The organism is Sulfurospirillum sp. UCH001 (genome assembly GCF_001548035.1).
In the GTDB taxonomy this organism is placed as follows: Bacteria; Campylobacterota; Campylobacteria; order Campylobacterales; family Sulfurospirillaceae; genus Sulfurospirillum.
Genome location: NZ_AP014723.1, coordinates 2,404,832 through 2,421,932, shown reverse-complemented (window position 1 = coordinate 2,421,932; position 17,101 = coordinate 2,404,832). Strand labels below are relative to the sequence as shown.

Genomic DNA, 17,101 nt, shown 5'->3' with positions numbered 1-17,101 from the left:
AAAGGGTGGTACGCCCTACACGATTCGAACGTGTGACCTACGCCTTAGAAGGGCGTTGCTCTATCCAGCTGAGCTAAGAGCGCATCAGTTTCGGTTTTGGGTGGTGCGCTCGACAGGAGTCGAACCTACAACCTACGGATCCGAAGTCCGTTGCTCTATCCAATTGAGCTACGAGCGCATAAGCCGCTCCAAAAACAATGGGGTGAGTGATGGGGATCGAACCCACGACCCTCAGAACCACAACCTGATGCTCTAACCGACTGAGCTACACTCACCATATAATAAATTCAAAATAGTTTTTGGAAAAAGTGGTCGGGGCGAAAGGATTCGAACCTTCGACCCCCTGGTCCCAAACCAGGTGCGCTGACCAGACTGCGCTACGCCCCGACATTTAAAAAAACCTAAGTTTGTCTTTTTAAGGCTGAAATTCTAGCCAAATTCCAGCCTTTTGTCAAGGAAAAGTTTTTTAGGCTTTTGATTGGAACTCTATAAGTCCTTCTGTTGGGGAACTTGCTGTTGCAAATGGTTTCTTTGTGATGCGTCCAGCAAGATAACTTGCACGTCCAGCAAGGACCGCATATTTCATAGCTTCTGCCATTAAGATAGGGTTTTTAGCTTGTGCAATAGCTGTATTCGTCAAAACGCCATCGGCACCAATTTCCATAGCTATAGCTGCATCACTGGCACAGCCAATACCTGCATCTACAATGACAGGGATATTAACAGCTTCTTTAATAAAAAGAACGTTGTAACGATTTTGAATACCCAGCCCACTGCCAATAGGTGATGCTAAAGGCATAACAGCGGCACTTCCTGCATTTTCAAGTCGTTTTGCCATAATAGGATCGTCATTGGTATACGTCATGATGGTAAATCCATCTCGTGCTAAGATTTCACAGGCTTTCAGCGTTTCCATAACATCGGGATAGAGTGTTTTTGCAGTATCGCCGATAACTTCTAGTTTGATAAGATCTAAACCTGTTGCTTCTCTCACCATTCTAAAAAGGGTAATGGCGTCATCTGCAGTCGTACAACCAGCGGAATTTGGAAGCAGTTTTATGTCTGTACCTTTGAAATAGTCCATCAAGTTTTCTTCATGAGGATTGGTGATGTTAACACGGCGAACAGCCACAGTAATGAGCTTTGAACCACTGGCTAAAGTTGCATCTTTTGTGGTTTGAAAATCAGGATATTTACCGCTACCAACGATTAAGCGGCTTGCAAATTCGATATTACCTACTTTGAGGATGTCATTCATTTTCGTTCCTATTGAGTAAATTTTTAACGGTTTCAGGTAGGAGCTCATGCTCTAAAGCATGGATTTTTTCTTCAAAATCTTCAAAACTCATCTCTGAATTTTTTTCAAAACAGCGTTGTGCGATGATCTCACCACCGTCCAGCTCTTCGCTGACATAATGCACACTGATGCCAGCAACTTTCATGGGTGAATCAAAGCTTTCCTTTATAGCATTGCCGCCCTTAAAAAGGGGAAGGAGTGAAGGATGTAAATTGATGGCTTTAACATGTTTTGTGAAATAAGGAGTTAAAAAGCGCATAAATCCTGCAAGGACAGTCAGCTCAGCGCCACTGTTATGAATGGCCTCTACAAGGGCTTTATCGAAGGCTTCACGACTTTCATAACGTGTATGATCGATAATGACTGGCTCAATGCCGTAATTTCGTGACTTTTCAATGCCTTCTGCATTGGGGCGATTGCAGATTGTTGTGGCAACTTCAATCTTACAATGTTCAAAGACTTTGTTGTGCAAAGATGCCAGTAATTTTTCTAAATTACTGCCTGTGCCACTAAATAAAATAGCGATTTTTTTTATAACCATTTAAGACCTTTACAAATATCTATCGGAGTGAATGCAAAATTGTTGCCCATAAATTTACGAGAAACGAGTGCATGTGCTAATGATGCATGGATGGCTGCATCTTTTAAACTATAGCCTTGAGCGATAAGTGCTCCTATCATCCCAGCTAAGACATCGCCACTGCCACCTTTGGCTAATGCTTGTGTACCATAGGTGTTGATGAAAAGCTGCCTATTGTGTGCAATGATAGTATTGGCACCTTTGAGAAGAAGTACCACATGAGGAAATGCAAGGCTAAAGCGTTTAGCGTGTTCAAAGCGGTTGGATTGGATCGCTTCAACGCTAATTTTCTCTTTACAGAGAAGCTCTAAAAGAGAGCTAAACTCTTTAGGATGTGGCGTTAAAACGACAGGCTTTTTAGACGTAATGACTTTCGTAACGAGTGGATGATGTGACAAAGAGGCGTCAATCACAAGGGGTAACGTATTGCCAAGGAGTAGTGATGTAATGGCTTCTTCATCAAAAGGCATTTCAAGCCCCATTCCTGCCACGATAACATTAGCGTTTTTAGGCAAAGTCCTACTGCTCATCAAATACTCAGGCAATTTTTTGTTTTTTTCACCGACAAGCGTTACTAATCCTGCGCCAAAATGAAATGCTCCCATGCCTGCAAGGTGTGCAGCTCCTTCTTTAGAGCCTTGAACAATGGCAACGTGTCCGAACGAGCCTTTATTACTATTTTTTTGTTCTCTAAATGGCAATTTAAGGTCACTCTTTTGAAGTAACACAGTGGTGCTTGGAACTTCATACTGTTTTCGTGCAATACCTAAATTGGCAACGTTGATCTTGCCCACATTGTCTTTGACATTATCGTTGAAAAGCCCTAATTTTAAGGCACCCATGGTTATTGTCTCATCAGCTTTAAAAACGGTTGGACTAAGTGTTAAATTGCTCAGAATGCCACTAGGAATATCACACGCTATTTTGTAGCCTTCTTTGGCATTGAGTGTTTCAATAAGGTGACAGGTTGTCTTATCTAAAGGGCGATTGAGCCCTGCACCAAAGAGTGCATCAACGTAAATATCAGCATCAATCAGTTCATTGACGATGACAACACCCACTTTTTGCGCGCGCTCTAATTGAAGTTTTGCAAGTCCTGATTTGAGTTCATAGGGCATGTAGATACTCACAGTGTAAGGACCATGAAGCATACGTGCTGCAACAATGCCATCTGCGCCATTATTGCCCATGCCACATACAAATAGAGCACTTTTTTTACGTGTAAGCCTCTTTTTTACAGCACGTGCAAGTGCAACTCCTGCATGTTCCATCAAAATCTCAGGGGTTAATCCAAATGTAGCGTAACAACGCTCATCCAAACTACTGGTTTCTTCATAAACATAACGCATGGCTCTCTCCTAACGTTTACGAAAACTAAGAGCTTCTAAAAGATGTTCTTGCAAAATCTGCTCACTTTGTGCCAAATCAGCAATGGAGCGTGCTATACGAAGCACTTTGTGCATACTGCGCTGACTAAGACCCAAACGGTTTTGCGCCATTTCCAAGCTTTCATGTGCTTTTGTTTCAAGTACACAAAAACGCATCGTGTCATGTTCATCAAGTTTACCATTCAGTTCTTTTTGTCCACGTTTTTTTTGCATGATAAAAGCTTTGAGTACTTGTTTGAGCATTTCTTCTGAGCTTAGCCCTTTTTCTTTAGAGTGTTCTTCACTCATTTGAATGTAAAGATCAATCCTATCCATAATAGGTTCAGAAATTTTTGATTTATAACGGTTAATTTCCACCTCACTGCAACGACATTCATGGGTCTGGCTAAAAAGGTTACCACAAGGACAAGGGTTTTGTGCTGCTGCAAAGAGAAATTTAGTCGCGTAGCTTATTTTTGTATTGACGCGTGAGATGAGAACGCGATGATCTTCTAGAGGCTCTCTTAGACTTTCTAAAACCGTTTTTGAAAAGTTAGGAAATTCGTCGAAAAATAAAATGCCATTATGCGCGAGGGCAATTTCACCCGCTCTACTTTGTGAGCTTCCCCTGTCATATGCAAAGAAAGATGCGAATATGGAAAATAGCTTGATTTTTACATATTGTAACAACATAGCTATATCCTCCATATCTTTAATGATTTATTTTACCATGCTAAAAGTTAAAAGCTCGACTAAAAAATTCAAAGTATTTTGCAACTTACATCATAAAAAATGCGACCAAACAGTGAAATTCAATAAAAAATACGACAACAATTGACAGGAGATTGCTATGGCGAGAAAACAAGATATTAATACCGAAGAACAAAGAGTTAAAAATATGATTGAACGATGTCGTTCTCGGTATATTGCGAAACGGGACAAGATGTATTTGAAGTATAAAACTGCATTTTTTTCGGAAGGAAAATTTATGTATTTTCATTATCCATTTAGGGGATTAACAAAAGAAGAAATAACCAGCTATTTGTCTAATAAAAATTTACCATATACAGATATTTTTAGTATCTAAAACAAAAAAATTAGAGGATAAAAAATGAGAACAACTATTACAAAAAAACAAGAAAAAATCTCTACAGAAGAGTATCATTCAAAACTCTGTAAGCTTATATATTCAATATATGGAGGATCATGCTATGGACTGGAAATTCAAATGCAATTTGGAACATTGAAATATGTTGATATTTTGGGAAATAAGATATGTGTTCGCTATACATCAGAACATTGGGATAAAGACTATGAATATAAACAATTTGTAACTCTGATTGTGAGTAAAAAAATGGATGATTTAGAGCCATTTGAATTTATTGTAGCAAACACATCTCCTTATGATCGATACCCTAAACCATTTATAATAAAATTACCTGAACCAAGAAAATTTTTACAAAAAATTATAGGTTATTCTTCTGTTGAAGAATTGCATATAAGTACAAATAAAAAAGGGTTATTTATTACCAATTCGCATTGATAATAAGAATGTTGATCTTTAGTTATCTCTATAGGCTCAATATCAAGAGAATGGTTTGTTAAATAATAATTATAAATAAAGTTTTTCTTTTTATTCTTAATCAAGTCCTCAAGTATGGTTTCTAAAATTGTATTCTGACAAGTTTGTTTAGGAATTTTTATGTGAAAATGTGCAAATTTTTTAATAGAATCAACCCATATGTCTTGTTTTGAAAAAAGTGAATAATACTCTTGATCTGTTTTAAAAGTTACATATTTAGCCTCTATTGTTCCGTAAAATATTTTATTTTGATTTATAAAATAGTGAGATCGTTCAATTGTCTTAAAAAGATATTGGTACCTATTATTAAAAGTAGAATCTCCCATTTGAATTGTAGGCCACTGATCTTCTTCTAAGACTTGCATCTTGAGCCATATATATGCATCTACAACTTCTTTTAACCAATATGTTGCGTAAATCTCATATTCATTATCAGATAATTCTTCATCGGGAGCATTTTGCACTACATTGTGTGGTACTTCATTTAGTAAATCAATTGCTGCTAAATCTTCAATTTCAGCATATGCAAAATGAGGGGGTGTATAAATGAGATGTGTTGGAATATAAACATCTAGAGATGCTGGAGGTGGAGGAGTCGTTCGAGTACCACCTGGTCGTTCTCTAGGTGCTTGTCTTCTTCTATTATCGCAAAAGGATTTATGTTGGATATTCTTAAAGTCTGAACAGTGTGGTTGTTTACTTTTTTCACCCAATTGAGGTGTCTTCATACCTTTCCCTGCCAATTTAACGCCGCAATATTTACAAAAAAAGTGAAATCTATCATAGGGGTTCATATGGCTTAATAATGCTAAACGAGCTTTAGCTGGAGAAATAATTCTTTCTAATTCATAGACATATACATAAGGATGTTTAAGTTTTTTTTCCATTGGTATTCCAAATTTAATAAAGAATGATATTAAAAGTTTAAACGACAATAATCCTAACTTTAAATTTGATATTATAGCTTAATTAGCTCCTTCCAAAAAGTTGGTTGTTTATATATCTTTATATATGTAGCAATCATAAATTTTATTTTTTTGAATATATTGTTGAAAATTACTAGTAGAAGATATTAAATGATATGAAGCTAAATAAAGTGAATGTTGTTCTCTACTAGATAAAAAATCCTCATACCCCGCACTTTTAATCAGTGGCTTAGAAAATAAAATTTTTTCAGAAATCTCTTCTGTATTTTCCCATAAGTAAATCATTTTATTAAGTTGCTTCAAAAAATCAAAATACTCAATGGATTGTACTGTTTGACCAAGTTTATTTCCCCATCCATTGTTAAGAACTTTCATTAATACAATAATAGCTTCTAGTTTACAATCTTTTTCTTGGATTATATTGATCTTTTTCAGGTCCATCCCACACTTATAACAAAATGTAAAATCTTTTTCTTGATAACTTTTAGAAAGTGTTAAAGGAGAATTACAATTTGGACATCTATTTAATAAAAAGCATTTATGTTCTAAACATGCTGTATAAAATGACAATCGCCACTCTTTCCTAAAGTAAGGGATTAAATCATTTGCTAAACATAAGGGACAAAAGCGTAATCCACCATTTCGTTTAATATGAGCATAATTGCCTAAAGATTGAATAAAATGAGTTCGATTTTTTCCATGTATTTTGCGCCGTAATTTCCCTTCATAGCTTTTAAGTGTCATGTCAAATATTTGCTGTTTTGGAAGGTGGCTTTTATTCGCTAATTTATCCAATAAGCTTTCTGGACACCAGATGTCCAAATCTCTTTGCCATAATATATTTTTTTGAAATTCTTTAAAATGCATATTGGTGAAAGATGTTGTTGCAACATCATTGGCTCTAGCAACTCTAACAAGCCATGAAGACAGAAGCTCATTGTGTTGAGGAGGAGGATGAATGACAAATTCTTTATCATTCAAATTAATAAATTTTGTGACATGGCTGATCATATGTCAATTAAATTTGCAATATTTTTTCGCATGGAAGGTTTTACAAACCCACAGTTTTTCAGAGAATCCATATTTATTTTTTCAATTTTATTTTCAATAGCATAGCGTGCTGCATAATTGACGAAATCAATAATTTCACCAATATAGCCTTCTGATTGGTCTAGAATATAGAGTGCAATTTCTTCTGAGGTAGCTATATTGGATTCTTTGTGCAAAGGAAGTGTCGCTTCAATACTTGCAAGTAATGTTTTATAATCATCGGTATATTGCCATCTTGGAAGGACTAAGGGCGAAAAACGATTACTAAGTTGTGCATCTGAGTTAATAGCATGCAAAGCATCTGCTGTACCTACTAATATGATTGGCATCATTAACTCGTTACTTAAATTTTTTAGTGCAACCATAAATGCTTTTTGTTTGGGAACAGAGGCCACTAAAATATTATGTAATTCATCAATAATGAGCATTTTAATTTGACATAATGCAAATATCTCTTGTACTTGTTCACGCTTTTTATTCACTCGATCAGTGTTTCGGTAAGGGATACCTAATTGATATAAAAGCACTCCATATAAATCAGATATGCTAGAGCTCTCAGGAGCTTTAGCTGATATGACAGGAATGATTTTGACATTTTCATCGTCATATGGTTGATGACTTCTAATAAATTTATTAATAATAGAAGTTTTACCATTGTTAGTGCCTCCAACGATAAGACGGCCAGGCATTCTACTTTTTTTAGGGTGTTTTAAATGAAATTCTAATTCATTGAGTATATTTTTGGCAATGGGATAGGGAAACCATCTTTCTTTTAGAATAAAAAGGCATCGCTCTTCATTCGAGAAATTCAATACATCTCGAACGGCTGGAAGAAGGTTCGTATTTTGCAAAAATAATCCTTTATAAAATTTCGATGTCCTCAAATGGCTCAATTTTTTTTTGTACATTATGCAAAGAAGGAGCATTTTCTTCAGGGATTGGTACTACAGTTTTTTGGGTTGTTATTTTAGGTAGGTTGTCAAATTTTTGTTTAACGGCTCTATTCTTTTGCGCAACATGTTTTCTGCGAATACTTTTTACTGTAGAAGCTGATGCTTCTTCAATTTTTTTCATTCTATCATAGGCAGTAAAAATAGCCATTTCATCATAGTCCACTACATTTTGATCATCAAGATATTTTTTAATGGCACGCAGATCCCATATAGAGATTGGAGGATATGAAATATTTCGGTAAGGAATTGGAAAATACTCTTTAATGTCAGGATCATAAAACCAAATAGTGCTGATATCTCTTAGATCTCTTTTAAAAATAAATTTTCTTGCTTTATTGTCTTTGTTCTTGGCTTTAATCCATCGACGAAGAGAATCAGCATAATATTGAATATTGTCAATTTTAACACCTGTTTGCTGGATACTTCTCTCAACTGTTGGCAAAAAAGATATTTTGAGATTATCTTCATCAAGGATTCTCTCGGGGATTCCTCTGCCTAGTATTGTATCACTTCCAAAAATCCCAAATTCATATTTTTTTTCAGGAGAACATTTGATGCCGCTGTGCAGTTCTTTATGATATACATTCACAATGTAGTCTGTAAACCATTTTTCTAATGCAGAAAGCGTCATCGTAGCTTCTTTATCTGATTTATATTCTCCTCGTTGTTGTATATTGGAAAATGTCGAACCAGGTAACGTATGAACTTCGCCCATTGTAGTGCCAATAAGACGCTCAATATGCCCTCCAAACTGAGGTCTTGCTACAGGTCGCCAATTGATTTCAATACCATGATATTCACAAGCTCTTTGTAAGTCTTTACCTCTAAATTCACTTGCATTATCAAGTCCAATAGTTTTGGGAATTCCCCATAGGTTCCAGCTCCCTGGAATTTCCAAACTTCTTAAATATTTTTCTTTGGGTAGGATAGATTGTGTTAAACATTGAGCAACAGAGAAATAACTAGGTTCATCTAAACTGATAAAAAAGCCTGTTATCATACGGCTATAAACATCAATACCTATTGTGAGATAAGGTCTTCCTATAGGCTTACCATAAACTTCATCGACAACAATAATGTCCATGGGTGTATGATCAATTTGAACAAAATCCAAAGGGTATTTACCTGCAGGAAACATTCCATCCGTATTGCGATATTTTCGATCGGCAAGTCTTGCACTTTCACGGTACTTCATTTTTTCTTTGGCTGAAATATCTTTTATTCTTGATCTAACAGTATTCTCACTTGGTGGATCTATTCTGGCGTTTTTACATCTTTGTACAATGGCACGGTACGTTTTTTTTGCGGAATATTTTTGTTTTGATAGATACAAGTCTTCAATCGTTTTTTTAGTAATGAGTTCGGTCTCTTCGTTAATACGAATAGAACCTTTTGCTCCTTTCAAGCTATGTTTAGGAACTAAAGAAACTAAAAGATCTGATTTCTGATATTCATCAATCCAACGATATAAAGTACTGACATGTAAATTAAATTTTTTAGCATGCTCTTCTAAGATGGTTTTAGTTTTTTGTGTATTTAAAAATGGCTTTATGATTTCTAATCTTCGTTTTGCTTCATCCCAATCTTTTTCAGAAATTTCATTAATATCACTATATGTAACAATAAGAGTAGAAGGATTTTTTTTAGAGACTTCATGTAAAGGCAGTAGCTCTTTTTCTTGTGTTTCAATGTTCTTTACAAGAATTGTTTCAAGGTCAACGACTTTGATGATTTCGTACTCAATTTCATTGTGAAATACATGTGCACCTTCATCGTAATGTAATTTATGCATTGGAAAGTCCTACCATGGTTTGGTTATTTATTGGACTAAACATATCAATTTTGAGTTTATTCTGAAAAACAAGGTGCCATATATATGGCAAATTTTCTGCTTGTATATAGCGGTCTGTACTGATATGATTTAAAAGCGCATTCAGTGAAAGTTCTCCATATTTTGAGCTGATTTCTAAAATGGATGATAATAGCCGTTGGTTTTGCAAATTTGCATAGGAGTACAGTAATTTTGCATTAGCAAGATACGTAGGATCCACATCTAATTCTGTAAACATTTTGAAGTCCATATCATTTTCCAATAAATATTGTTCAACTTGGTTAAATTTTTCTTCAAAAAAAGCTTTTTTTTCTTTAAGTTCACTGCTATATTTTATTTCAAATACACAAGGTAGTTTTTTGTTGCTGGCATGAAAATAGACCAAGCAATCAGGAGTATATTTGTATGTGGCATTATTTCTCAAATAACGAATAGTGAATGGCTGCTCTTCATAAGCGACAACCTCTTGATTAAATTCTAGTAATAAGTAAAAATCTCTCTCAAGCAATGATTCATAAGCGATAGATAGATTGTTTTTATAACTTTGAAATATACCTGTTGATGAGCGGTAGTTTTTTGGTATTTTTCGTGCAGGCATCTAAAATATCCTTAAGTATCATAACTATGCAATAATTTGTTATAACATCATAAAAGCAAGTATATACATTTAGCACTGATTATTTTTCTACGGATTTTGTAATATACTTAATTCATGTTTTAAGTCCTACTTTTTTACTATATTCAGTTTTAGGAGATATGGTAATATCCAATTGTCTACAAATTGACATTTTTTTGTCAGCAGATACATCAAATTTATATAAATGCGCCATAACTAAATGTTTGAGAGTTGTGCTTGTCAAAGAATTCTTTTCTTTATCTAGATAATCGTATAATTCAATAATTTTACGTGAATTTAATCCCCCATTAAAATTTAGATTTATTGACTGCTCAATTAATTTATAGGCAATATTATTGGGGTCTTCTTTTGAAATTTTATTATAAATTGATTTTAATTCAGGGTCCCCAATAGCTTGTGAAATTCTTTTAATAAAGCCTGTTGCAACAGATGTAGCAAGATTAAAAACAAATTTATTAATTGCGTCATCTTTTTTATCAGTAGTTACAAAACCTTTTTTGTCAATCAAATTTTGAAGTTCTCGAACAATTAATTCGTGATTTTCTTCAACATCAATAAATATTCTTTTTAAACTTCGTAACCCCATTCCATAGGTGTTTTGAATGAGTTCATATATTGGCTCATATTTTAACGTACCAGCATAATTTTTTACAACTTCTCCCAAGATATCAATTAATTTACATGCTAAATTTATTTGTCCAAAAATATCTAAATTTTGAATTTCTTCATTATGGCTTGCATCTCGTTGGTCATCAATGTGATTTGCATGGATAAAAGCATCCTTTTTTTCTTCTTGTTCTAGTTCGATTCTTCGTGATTCTTCAAATGTTCTATCCTCAAGTTTACTTGTCATATTTTCATGAATAGAATTGTTAATCGTTAATAATTCATTTTGTGTAAATGAAAATTCTTCAAGATCTGCAAAAATTTTTTTTGCTTCTCGATTTAGCATTCCCAGGATATCTTTTTTAGGAGATAAATGAAAAATAAACATTAGAATATTTGCAAATTCGGCTCTATACAACCTTTGTGTCATATTATCAATTATTGTTGTAATTCCTTCATCATCTACGTTTTGTGAAAAATAGTATGCAACAAAATAGTAATAAAGATATTTATGAGAAAATTTGTATTCATAATCAGACTCTACAAGCAAATGGGATTGAAGTATTTTTTTTTGAAGATTAAGTTTTGGTGTATACCCAATATATTTTTTATAAGACAAATCGTATTCGTCTAATTCAATTTGATCCAAAATATATTTTTTTTCACTGAACATTTTGAAAGCCAACATTGATAAATATCCAAAAATTGTATTTAAATCCTTATTCTCTAATGGCTCACCATAATTAGTAAGATATTGCATTATCATATATTGATAATAGTGACCATAAGAACTTTTGTCTACAGTTGTGTCATTTGCCTCCATCGCTTGTAACAATGTTAGTAAGTAAAAAGGATAGGAAGGAATAAAATTTAAACCCAACGTATGTGTTATTGCATGGGCCTTAGTCCTTCTAATAGCTGCTATTTCATCATTTTCAAGTTCTCTTTCTTGTCCTAAAATTATCCATTTTCTTATTAAATCATCTCTTAAAACATGGCCAAACTCTAATATATGATAATATGAAAAATTCTGCAATGATTTAGCAAGATTACTTTCTGATGTTGCTTCAAACTCTAATTCAGCATCAGAGAATACAATTATTTGCGTATATCCTAATTTTTCAAATTTCTCAATGAATTCTCCTTTTGTTTGATTATTGAATTTTATATATTGAAGATCATCAAAAATAATAACTATATTTTTTTTATCTTCTTGTTGAAAGGTAGTTAACTCATTCTTTTTAATTTCATACTGCTCTTTAAAAGCTTTAGTAAGCGTATTTTCTATGATTTTATCATTATTGATTTTTTTTATTTCTTTTCCATTTATTACTAATGGTATTAAGCCTTTTTCTTTAAATTTAATTTGAAGCATATGAGCTAATGACGTTTTCCCTGCATTATCTTTACCAAAAATAATCACTTTTTTTATAGGGGATTCTTTTAATAAGTCTCGTGAAGAAATTTTATTAAATGCATTTGCAGTTTTATTGTTGTTGTGAATTTCTAATGTTCTTAGATCAGGATATATATAAATATCTTCAAGAATTATATTTTCTTTTCTTGGGTGGTTTAGTTTAAGTGGTAAGGAAGATATTTTTTTGCTGTACAGTTCGTTAAGTTGAAAAAGAGATTTATTACATAAGGGTAACTCAATACCTTCATTTGCAATTTTATTATAAATAGACTTATGCCATTCAAAAATAAAAATATCATGTTTTTTTGTTTGTAGATCTATTAGTAATAAGTTAAATTTACTATGAGTGGCATCATGCGAATCTTGTAGTGTTCCTCCTTCAATATATTCGACATTTTTATGGCTGCTAATGTTATGAGTTTGAGAAGCACTTTGTGTATGCTCATGCCCTGTCAAAACGACATCACTACATGAGTCTACAAATTCTTTAAAATTTCTTAAATTACTATGAGTTAACCAGTGTTGAGGGTGATGGAAAATTGAGATTGTTAAATCATCCTGTGATTCAACAATTTTTTCTTGATTAATCGCATTTAGTGGAAATAATATTTTTGCTTGTTGCTCTTGCTTTTGTGACATCCATGCGGTATTAAAAGAATTAAATGATATGGAATAATTATCAATTTTAAACTCGTATCGTATTAAAAGCTTATTAGAAATATTCTGATTAATATTTTTTTCTGAATGGAATGTTTCAATAAATTCAAAATAATCTTTTTGGGATTCTGTACAAATGTCAATAACATGTTGGTCTATTTGTGATGGATGTTCCAAAATTGATTTAATCACAATATCTCTGACTGTTTGTCCTATCGAAAAGTTACAATCGTGATTCCCTGGAGCAAAAACAAAGTTTATTTTTATAGAATGGTTATATTCCGATAAAAATTTACTAATATTATGAAAAAAAATATTGGCGATTGTATACTCATCTTTGTGTCCAGTGAATGCAATATCTCCAGTAAAAACAATAAATAAATTTGAACAATGGGTTATTTCATTTTTAATTGCATTAAAAATTGCTTCTTCTTTTTCAAATAATGAATTGTTCGTCTTTTCTTTTTTAATGTGTGCATCACTAAGATGGAGAATAGCTAATTTCATTATTATCCTTTAAAAAAATAAGATTAATTTTATGCCAATTTATTTACTTTGTCAATTGTACAGTTCTTCATATTTGACTAATTCTTTTATCAATACTTTGAGGTAATGTATTTCATGGTGGAGTATTTAATCTAGCTGGTAGAAATTTGAAGATAAAGTCCGCATTAGCCACTCACTTCGACATAAATAATTATATTTATTCTACAATTTCTTTGATAATCTCTCCCTCTCTTTTAGAATATTTTCATTTATTTTTAAATTCGTTGATTTTAGAAGTTAGGTTCTCATTATTAGAAAAGTTTCTTTATTTAAGAAAGCATATAACGATATCATTCTAGTAAACTTGATATATTATTGAGACCTGTAATAGCCCACTCTTTTTAATCTTCAAGAGAGGTATTTTATATCTCTCTTGAATTTAAATTCAATAATGCCAATGCGTCTTTAAAATATTGTTTATTTCCCCAAAGCCTTTGATTCCCAATTATATAGAACCTTTCTTTTGCTCTTGTGGCTGCAACATTTAATAAATTTGGTTTTGAAGCCGCCCAAGTTCGTGAGTTATCTTTGTTAGGATCGCTTCCAAGAACCAATATAACAACTTTTGCTTCTTTGCCTTGTACTGTATGAATTGTACCAATTTTGTTTTTTGAATCGACTTGTTTAGAATAAGCAAAAAGCGCTTTTAGCCCTTTTATCACATCTTTGAATGGACTAATAATGTAAAGTTCTTTTGATGTTATGCCTAGAGTAGACAAATCATTAATGAGTTCTTGTGTTTTTTTGCCTTCATCTGGAATCCAATTTCCACTAGATTCCAATGATTGCACATCATACCATTGACTCATAGGAAGATTATTAATAACATCTTTTTTCCCTTGAACCATCATTCCTAAATACGTTGTTGAATTAGATATTTCAAACATGGGATTATTGCATCTTCTGTGAACACGAAGAGGTGAACCGACCCATATCTTATTATTGTTATTCGTATCTTCAAGATATGTACCATTCGTTTCAGTAAAATCAACTCTTTTTTGCACAGAGGTTCGTTGCAATAATGAGTCATCATGTGCATTAACTTTTTTTCTTAAAATATTTTGTATAGATAAAGGAAGTCCAATAATTGGTTCTAACTGCAAAGGATCCCCAACGACAATACATCTTTTTGAACGCATAATGGCACCTACTGCAGCTTGTGCAGGGGCTTGTCCTGCTTCATCAATAAGTAGCCAACCAATTTCATGATTCCAAAAATGTTTAAAGAGCCTTGGGAACGAAGCAAAGGTTGTAGAAACAACAGGTACGCATAAAAATAATGTTGCCCAAGCATGTCTTACTGCTTCTTTAAATTCAGTGTCAGCGCGAACTGTTCCTTGAAGAATATCAATGATACATAAAAGGTTTGATTGAATTTTTTTAGCATTAACATGAATGAATGCTTTATGAAGATTTAAAGCCTCTATAAATAATTTGGCTCTAGCTTTAAAAAATTCATCATCCATCCATGGGGAAGACAATTCGCGTTCAGTGTCTTTATCGCTACGTTTTTCATGCTGGTGTTGTGTCTTTAATGCAGACTGATAAAGACGGTCATATTCTTCCTTACTTTTTTTGTGAGTAGCTATTTTTGAAGTATTTTGAGAAATCAATAGCTTGTATTTGTTTATATTTTCTTCATATTCTTGTTTTTGCTTTTCAAGCTTAGTAACATTAAAAGAAATTTGCTCCAAATCTAACTGAGTTTCTGATTTCTTTTTTTTAAGTCCTATGATATCATTACCAAAATTTTGCTCATCTTGTTCTAATAGGACCATTTTATTGTTCCATGCTTTGCTACGTTTACCTTTAGAAAATATCAAATCAAGAATAGTTTCAAGGAAGCTCATTTTTCTCCGACTATGAGCATTTAATAATTCTTTAGTATCGCTCAAATTTACACTTATGGTTGATATCTTATTATCTAAGGTTTGTAGGAAAAATTCAAATTGTTGTGAAGCAGATTTTTTGTTTTGGATTAATTGTTCAGTTTGATCAATCGATTTCACATCAGTAGCAATTTTCTTCTCTAATTCACTATTTTCGCTAATAAGTGCAGTTATTTGCTTGTTCTCATTTAGGGTTTTTGCTTTATACTCTTCAGCCAAAGTATAAATAGAATTCTTTTCCTTTTTCATTTTTTGAACCATGTTCAATGCATCTTGAAAACTTTTTCGAGCCAATTTCCATTCAGCTATTAAGTCATCTTCACTACGTTGTTTGATTTTTAACAAATAATCTTTAAATCCTTGAATTGTTTTTGCATGCTCCTTTTTATCTTCATACCAAAAGTTAGAGACAAAAGCATTCTTATTTGAAGCATTACCAAGGCAAGCTGCACCCATACCCCAAGCCGATACTTTAGATTCTTTAATAATTCGAGTTCCTATTTCTTTAAAATAATCGAAATTTTCTAACCAAGAAGGGTCAATACTTTTTTGGGTTGGAATTTCTAAAGTTACGTTTTCAACTGCACCATTATTGCTTGAAGCCACAACCATTTCAAAGCCAAGTAAATCTTCTGTAAAAAGGTTAATATACTGTGTCCAATTTTCAGTTTTCCAAGCTTGCTTTGCTTTGCTTGATTGAAATAGTACTTCATGATTTTCAGAACGAGCTAAAATCTTTGCTCTCTCTGTGACCACATAAGCAATTAAATCTCTTAACATAGTGGTTTTTCCTGTTCCTGGAGGGCCATTGACACCATAAAAACCATTAGAAGTACTATTAAATCGTTTGATTATGGAATTAATCGCAAACTGCTGGCTATAAACGAGAGGGTGATGTTCATTTGTAGGCCAACACGCATCAGGAAAATTCATAGGTGCAAGTATGTTATACGAATATTCCAAGTTTTTTCTGATATCAGTTCGGTTATTCTTGACGGCACTTTCATCCATATTAAGATATTGCGTTATAAGATTGTCAGATTTTCCATTTTTAAGAAAGGTTAGTGTTTTATTAATATCTTCAATAAAAAAACTATTCAATATATCATTATCATTTTTCTCTTGTGCTGCATTTTTTTGAGATTTTTGAGTTGCAATGACTATAAAATTTGTGCAATTAGATATTGCATCAAAACCGAAAATCTGAAAAGCAATTGTTGCAACTTTATTGATTTCTTCTTCCAATGTTAATTTGTCGTCTGAGAGAGAACCAACGTCTTGTTGAAGTGTAGCTACCATTAATTCGAGTTCTTTATTAAAATTAGGCAATGATAAATTAAAATTTTTAGGATCTTTTGAAATTTGTTTTAATGCCCAAAGGACTGTTGAAACCTGAATGTCATCTAATTTAATTTTTTGAGTAGTCGGGTCTAATGCTAAAGAAAAAGTAGCAGCATTATCTTTTATCTCTCTACTTTCTACGTCATCTTCCTCGTCAAAAAAAGTCAGTAACTGTTTTTTAACATCTTCAATTTTATAAATTCCACCATAAATCATAAATTGCCAAATATAATCGTCTTTTGGTGGGTATTTTAATTTTTCATAAATCCATTTGACAACATTATTAGTATTTCCTGCAAAAGCTTTTCGCAAACTTTTTGTATCGTCATTGATTTTATCTATATTTTCGAGTGACTGCGGCAATAAAAATTCTTGAATATGCCAGAATTCTAAAATTTTCTTTAGTTCTATATCGCTCATAT

The 17,101-nt window shown here is 32.8% G+C and carries 13 protein-coding genes and 4 tRNA genes; 2 read left to right on the top strand and 15 right to left on the bottom strand.

The window, feature by feature from the left end:
• Window positions 1-6: 6 nt before the first annotated feature.
• The 8 genes from UCH001_RS12110 to UCH001_RS12075 form a co-directional block, all read right to left on the bottom strand.
• Window positions 7-83, bottom strand: a tRNA-Arg gene (locus tag UCH001_RS12110).
• A gap of 18 nt (window positions 84-101) precedes the next feature.
• Window positions 102-178 (bottom strand) — tRNA-Arg (locus UCH001_RS12105).
• A 20-nt stretch (window positions 179-198) separates the two neighbouring features.
• Window positions 199-275: transfer RNA gene (locus UCH001_RS12100), tRNA-His, on the bottom strand.
• 34 nt (window positions 276-309) lie between these two features.
• Window positions 310-387 (bottom strand) — tRNA-Pro (locus UCH001_RS12095).
• 79 nt (window positions 388-466) lie between these two features.
• Window positions 467-1,258, bottom strand: a complete 792-nt coding sequence (locus UCH001_RS12090; protein ID WP_067178204.1) for a thiazole synthase — start codon at window positions 1,256-1,258, stop codon at window positions 467-469.
• Window positions 1,251-1,838: a phosphoribosylglycinamide formyltransferase gene (gene purN, locus UCH001_RS12085; protein WP_067178202.1), complete on the bottom strand. Its 588-nt coding sequence runs from the start codon at window positions 1,836-1,838 to the stop codon at window positions 1,251-1,253. Before purN ends, UCH001_RS12090 begins: the two co-directional genes overlap by 8 nt.
• Window positions 1,829-3,226 carry a bifunctional ADP-dependent NAD(P)H-hydrate dehydratase/NAD(P)H-hydrate epimerase gene (locus tag UCH001_RS12080; RefSeq protein WP_067178200.1) on the bottom strand — a complete coding sequence of 466 codons (1,398 nt, stop codon included), beginning with the start codon at window positions 3,224-3,226 and terminating at the stop codon, window positions 1,829-1,831. Before UCH001_RS12080 ends, purN begins: the two co-directional genes overlap by 10 nt.
• Before the next feature lie 9 nt (window positions 3,227-3,235).
• Window positions 3,236-3,937, bottom strand: a complete 702-nt coding sequence (locus tag UCH001_RS12075; protein ID WP_231963938.1) for an ATP-binding protein — start codon at window positions 3,935-3,937, stop codon at window positions 3,236-3,238.
• Window positions 3,938-4,094: 157 nt separating this feature from the next.
• Here UCH001_RS12075 and UCH001_RS12070 point away from each other — a divergent pair, with 157 nt between their 5' ends.
• Both UCH001_RS12070 and UCH001_RS12065 read left to right on the top strand, forming a co-directional pair.
• The gene (locus UCH001_RS12070) at window positions 4,095-4,331 is read left to right on the top strand and encodes a hypothetical protein (RefSeq protein ID WP_067178197.1); all 237 of its coding nucleotides are present in this window, start codon (window positions 4,095-4,097) and stop codon (window positions 4,329-4,331) included.
• A gap of 24 nt (window positions 4,332-4,355) precedes the next feature.
• The gene (locus tag UCH001_RS12065) at window positions 4,356-4,787 is read left to right on the top strand and encodes a hypothetical protein (RefSeq protein WP_067178194.1); all 432 of its coding nucleotides are present in this window, start codon (window positions 4,356-4,358) and stop codon (window positions 4,785-4,787) included.
• Here the strand turns inward: UCH001_RS12065 and UCH001_RS12060 are convergent.
• The 7 genes from UCH001_RS12060 to UCH001_RS12030 all read right to left on the bottom strand — a co-directional run bounded on the left by UCH001_RS12060 (window position 4,718) and on the right by UCH001_RS12030 (window position 17,099).
• Window positions 4,718-5,713: a hypothetical protein gene (locus tag UCH001_RS12060; RefSeq protein ID WP_067178192.1), complete on the bottom strand. Its 996-nt coding sequence runs from the start codon at window positions 5,711-5,713 to the stop codon at window positions 4,718-4,720. The two genes, UCH001_RS12065 and UCH001_RS12060, sit on opposite strands and share 70 nt — an antisense overlap.
• Window positions 5,714-5,821: 108 nt before the next feature.
• The gene (locus tag UCH001_RS12055) at window positions 5,822-6,733 is read right to left on the bottom strand and encodes a TniQ family protein (protein WP_158508975.1); all 912 of its coding nucleotides are present in this window, start codon (window positions 6,731-6,733) and stop codon (window positions 5,822-5,824) included.
• Between the two features lie 26 nt (window positions 6,734-6,759).
• On the bottom strand, window positions 6,760-7,653 hold the full coding sequence (locus tag UCH001_RS12050) for a TniB family NTP-binding protein (RefSeq protein WP_067178187.1): 894 nt from the start codon (window positions 7,651-7,653) through the stop codon (window positions 6,760-6,762).
• Between the two features lie 10 nt (window positions 7,654-7,663).
• Window positions 7,664-9,547: a Mu transposase C-terminal domain-containing protein gene (locus tag UCH001_RS12045; RefSeq protein ID WP_067178185.1), complete on the bottom strand. Its 1,884-nt coding sequence runs from the start codon at window positions 9,545-9,547 to the stop codon at window positions 7,664-7,666.
• Complete coding sequence (locus tag UCH001_RS12040; RefSeq protein WP_067178182.1) at window positions 9,540-10,184, bottom strand: heteromeric transposase endonuclease subunit TnsA; 645 nt, start codon at window positions 10,182-10,184, stop codon at window positions 9,540-9,542. The genes UCH001_RS12045 and UCH001_RS12040 overlap by 8 nt, the downstream gene beginning before the upstream one ends.
• Before the next feature lie 112 nt (window positions 10,185-10,296).
• Window positions 10,297-13,410 (bottom strand): metallophosphoesterase, encoded by a 3,114-nt coding sequence (locus UCH001_RS12035; RefSeq protein WP_067178177.1) that lies wholly within the window; start codon window positions 13,408-13,410, stop codon window positions 10,297-10,299.
• A gap of 401 nt (window positions 13,411-13,811) precedes the next feature.
• On the bottom strand, window positions 13,812-17,099 hold the full coding sequence (locus UCH001_RS12030) for a DEAD/DEAH box helicase (RefSeq protein ID WP_067178174.1): 3,288 nt from the start codon (window positions 17,097-17,099) through the stop codon (window positions 13,812-13,814).
• Window positions 17,100-17,101 lie beyond the last annotated feature (2 nt).

Excerpts from the sequence above, each read along its gene's own strand:
- UCH001_RS12090 (WP_067178204.1), bottom strand. The coding sequence starts at position 1,258 with ATGAATGACATCCTCAAAGTAGGTAATATCGAATTTGCAAGCCGCTTA.
- purN (WP_067178202.1), bottom strand. The coding sequence starts at position 1,838 with ATGGTTATAAAAAAAATCGCTATTTTATTTAGTGGCACAGGCAGTAAT.
- UCH001_RS12080 (WP_067178200.1), bottom strand. The coding sequence starts at position 3,226 with ATGCGTTATGTTTATGAAGAAACCAGTAGTTTGGATGAGCGTTGTTAC.
- UCH001_RS12075 (WP_231963938.1), bottom strand. The coding sequence starts at position 3,937 with ATGTTGTTACAATATGTAAAAATCAAGCTATTTTCCATATTCGCATCT.
- UCH001_RS12070 (WP_067178197.1), top strand. The coding sequence starts at position 4,095 with ATGGCGAGAAAACAAGATATTAATACCGAAGAACAAAGAGTTAAAAAT.
- UCH001_RS12065 (WP_067178194.1), top strand. The coding sequence starts at position 4,356 with ATGAGAACAACTATTACAAAAAAACAAGAAAAAATCTCTACAGAAGAG.
- UCH001_RS12060 (WP_067178192.1), bottom strand. The coding sequence starts at position 5,713 with ATGGAAAAAAAACTTAAACATCCTTATGTATATGTCTATGAATTAGAA.
- UCH001_RS12045 (WP_067178185.1), bottom strand. The coding sequence starts at position 9,547 with ATGCATAAATTACATTACGATGAAGGTGCACATGTATTTCACAATGAA.
- UCH001_RS12040 (WP_067178182.1), bottom strand. The coding sequence starts at position 10,184 with ATGCCTGCACGAAAAATACCAAAAAACTACCGCTCATCAACAGGTATA.
- UCH001_RS12035 (WP_067178177.1), bottom strand. The coding sequence starts at position 13,410 with ATGAAATTAGCTATTCTCCATCTTAGTGATGCACACATTAAAAAAGAA.
- UCH001_RS12030 (WP_067178174.1), bottom strand. The coding sequence starts at position 17,099 with ATGAGCGATATAGAACTAAAGAAAATTTTAGAATTCTGGCATATTCAA.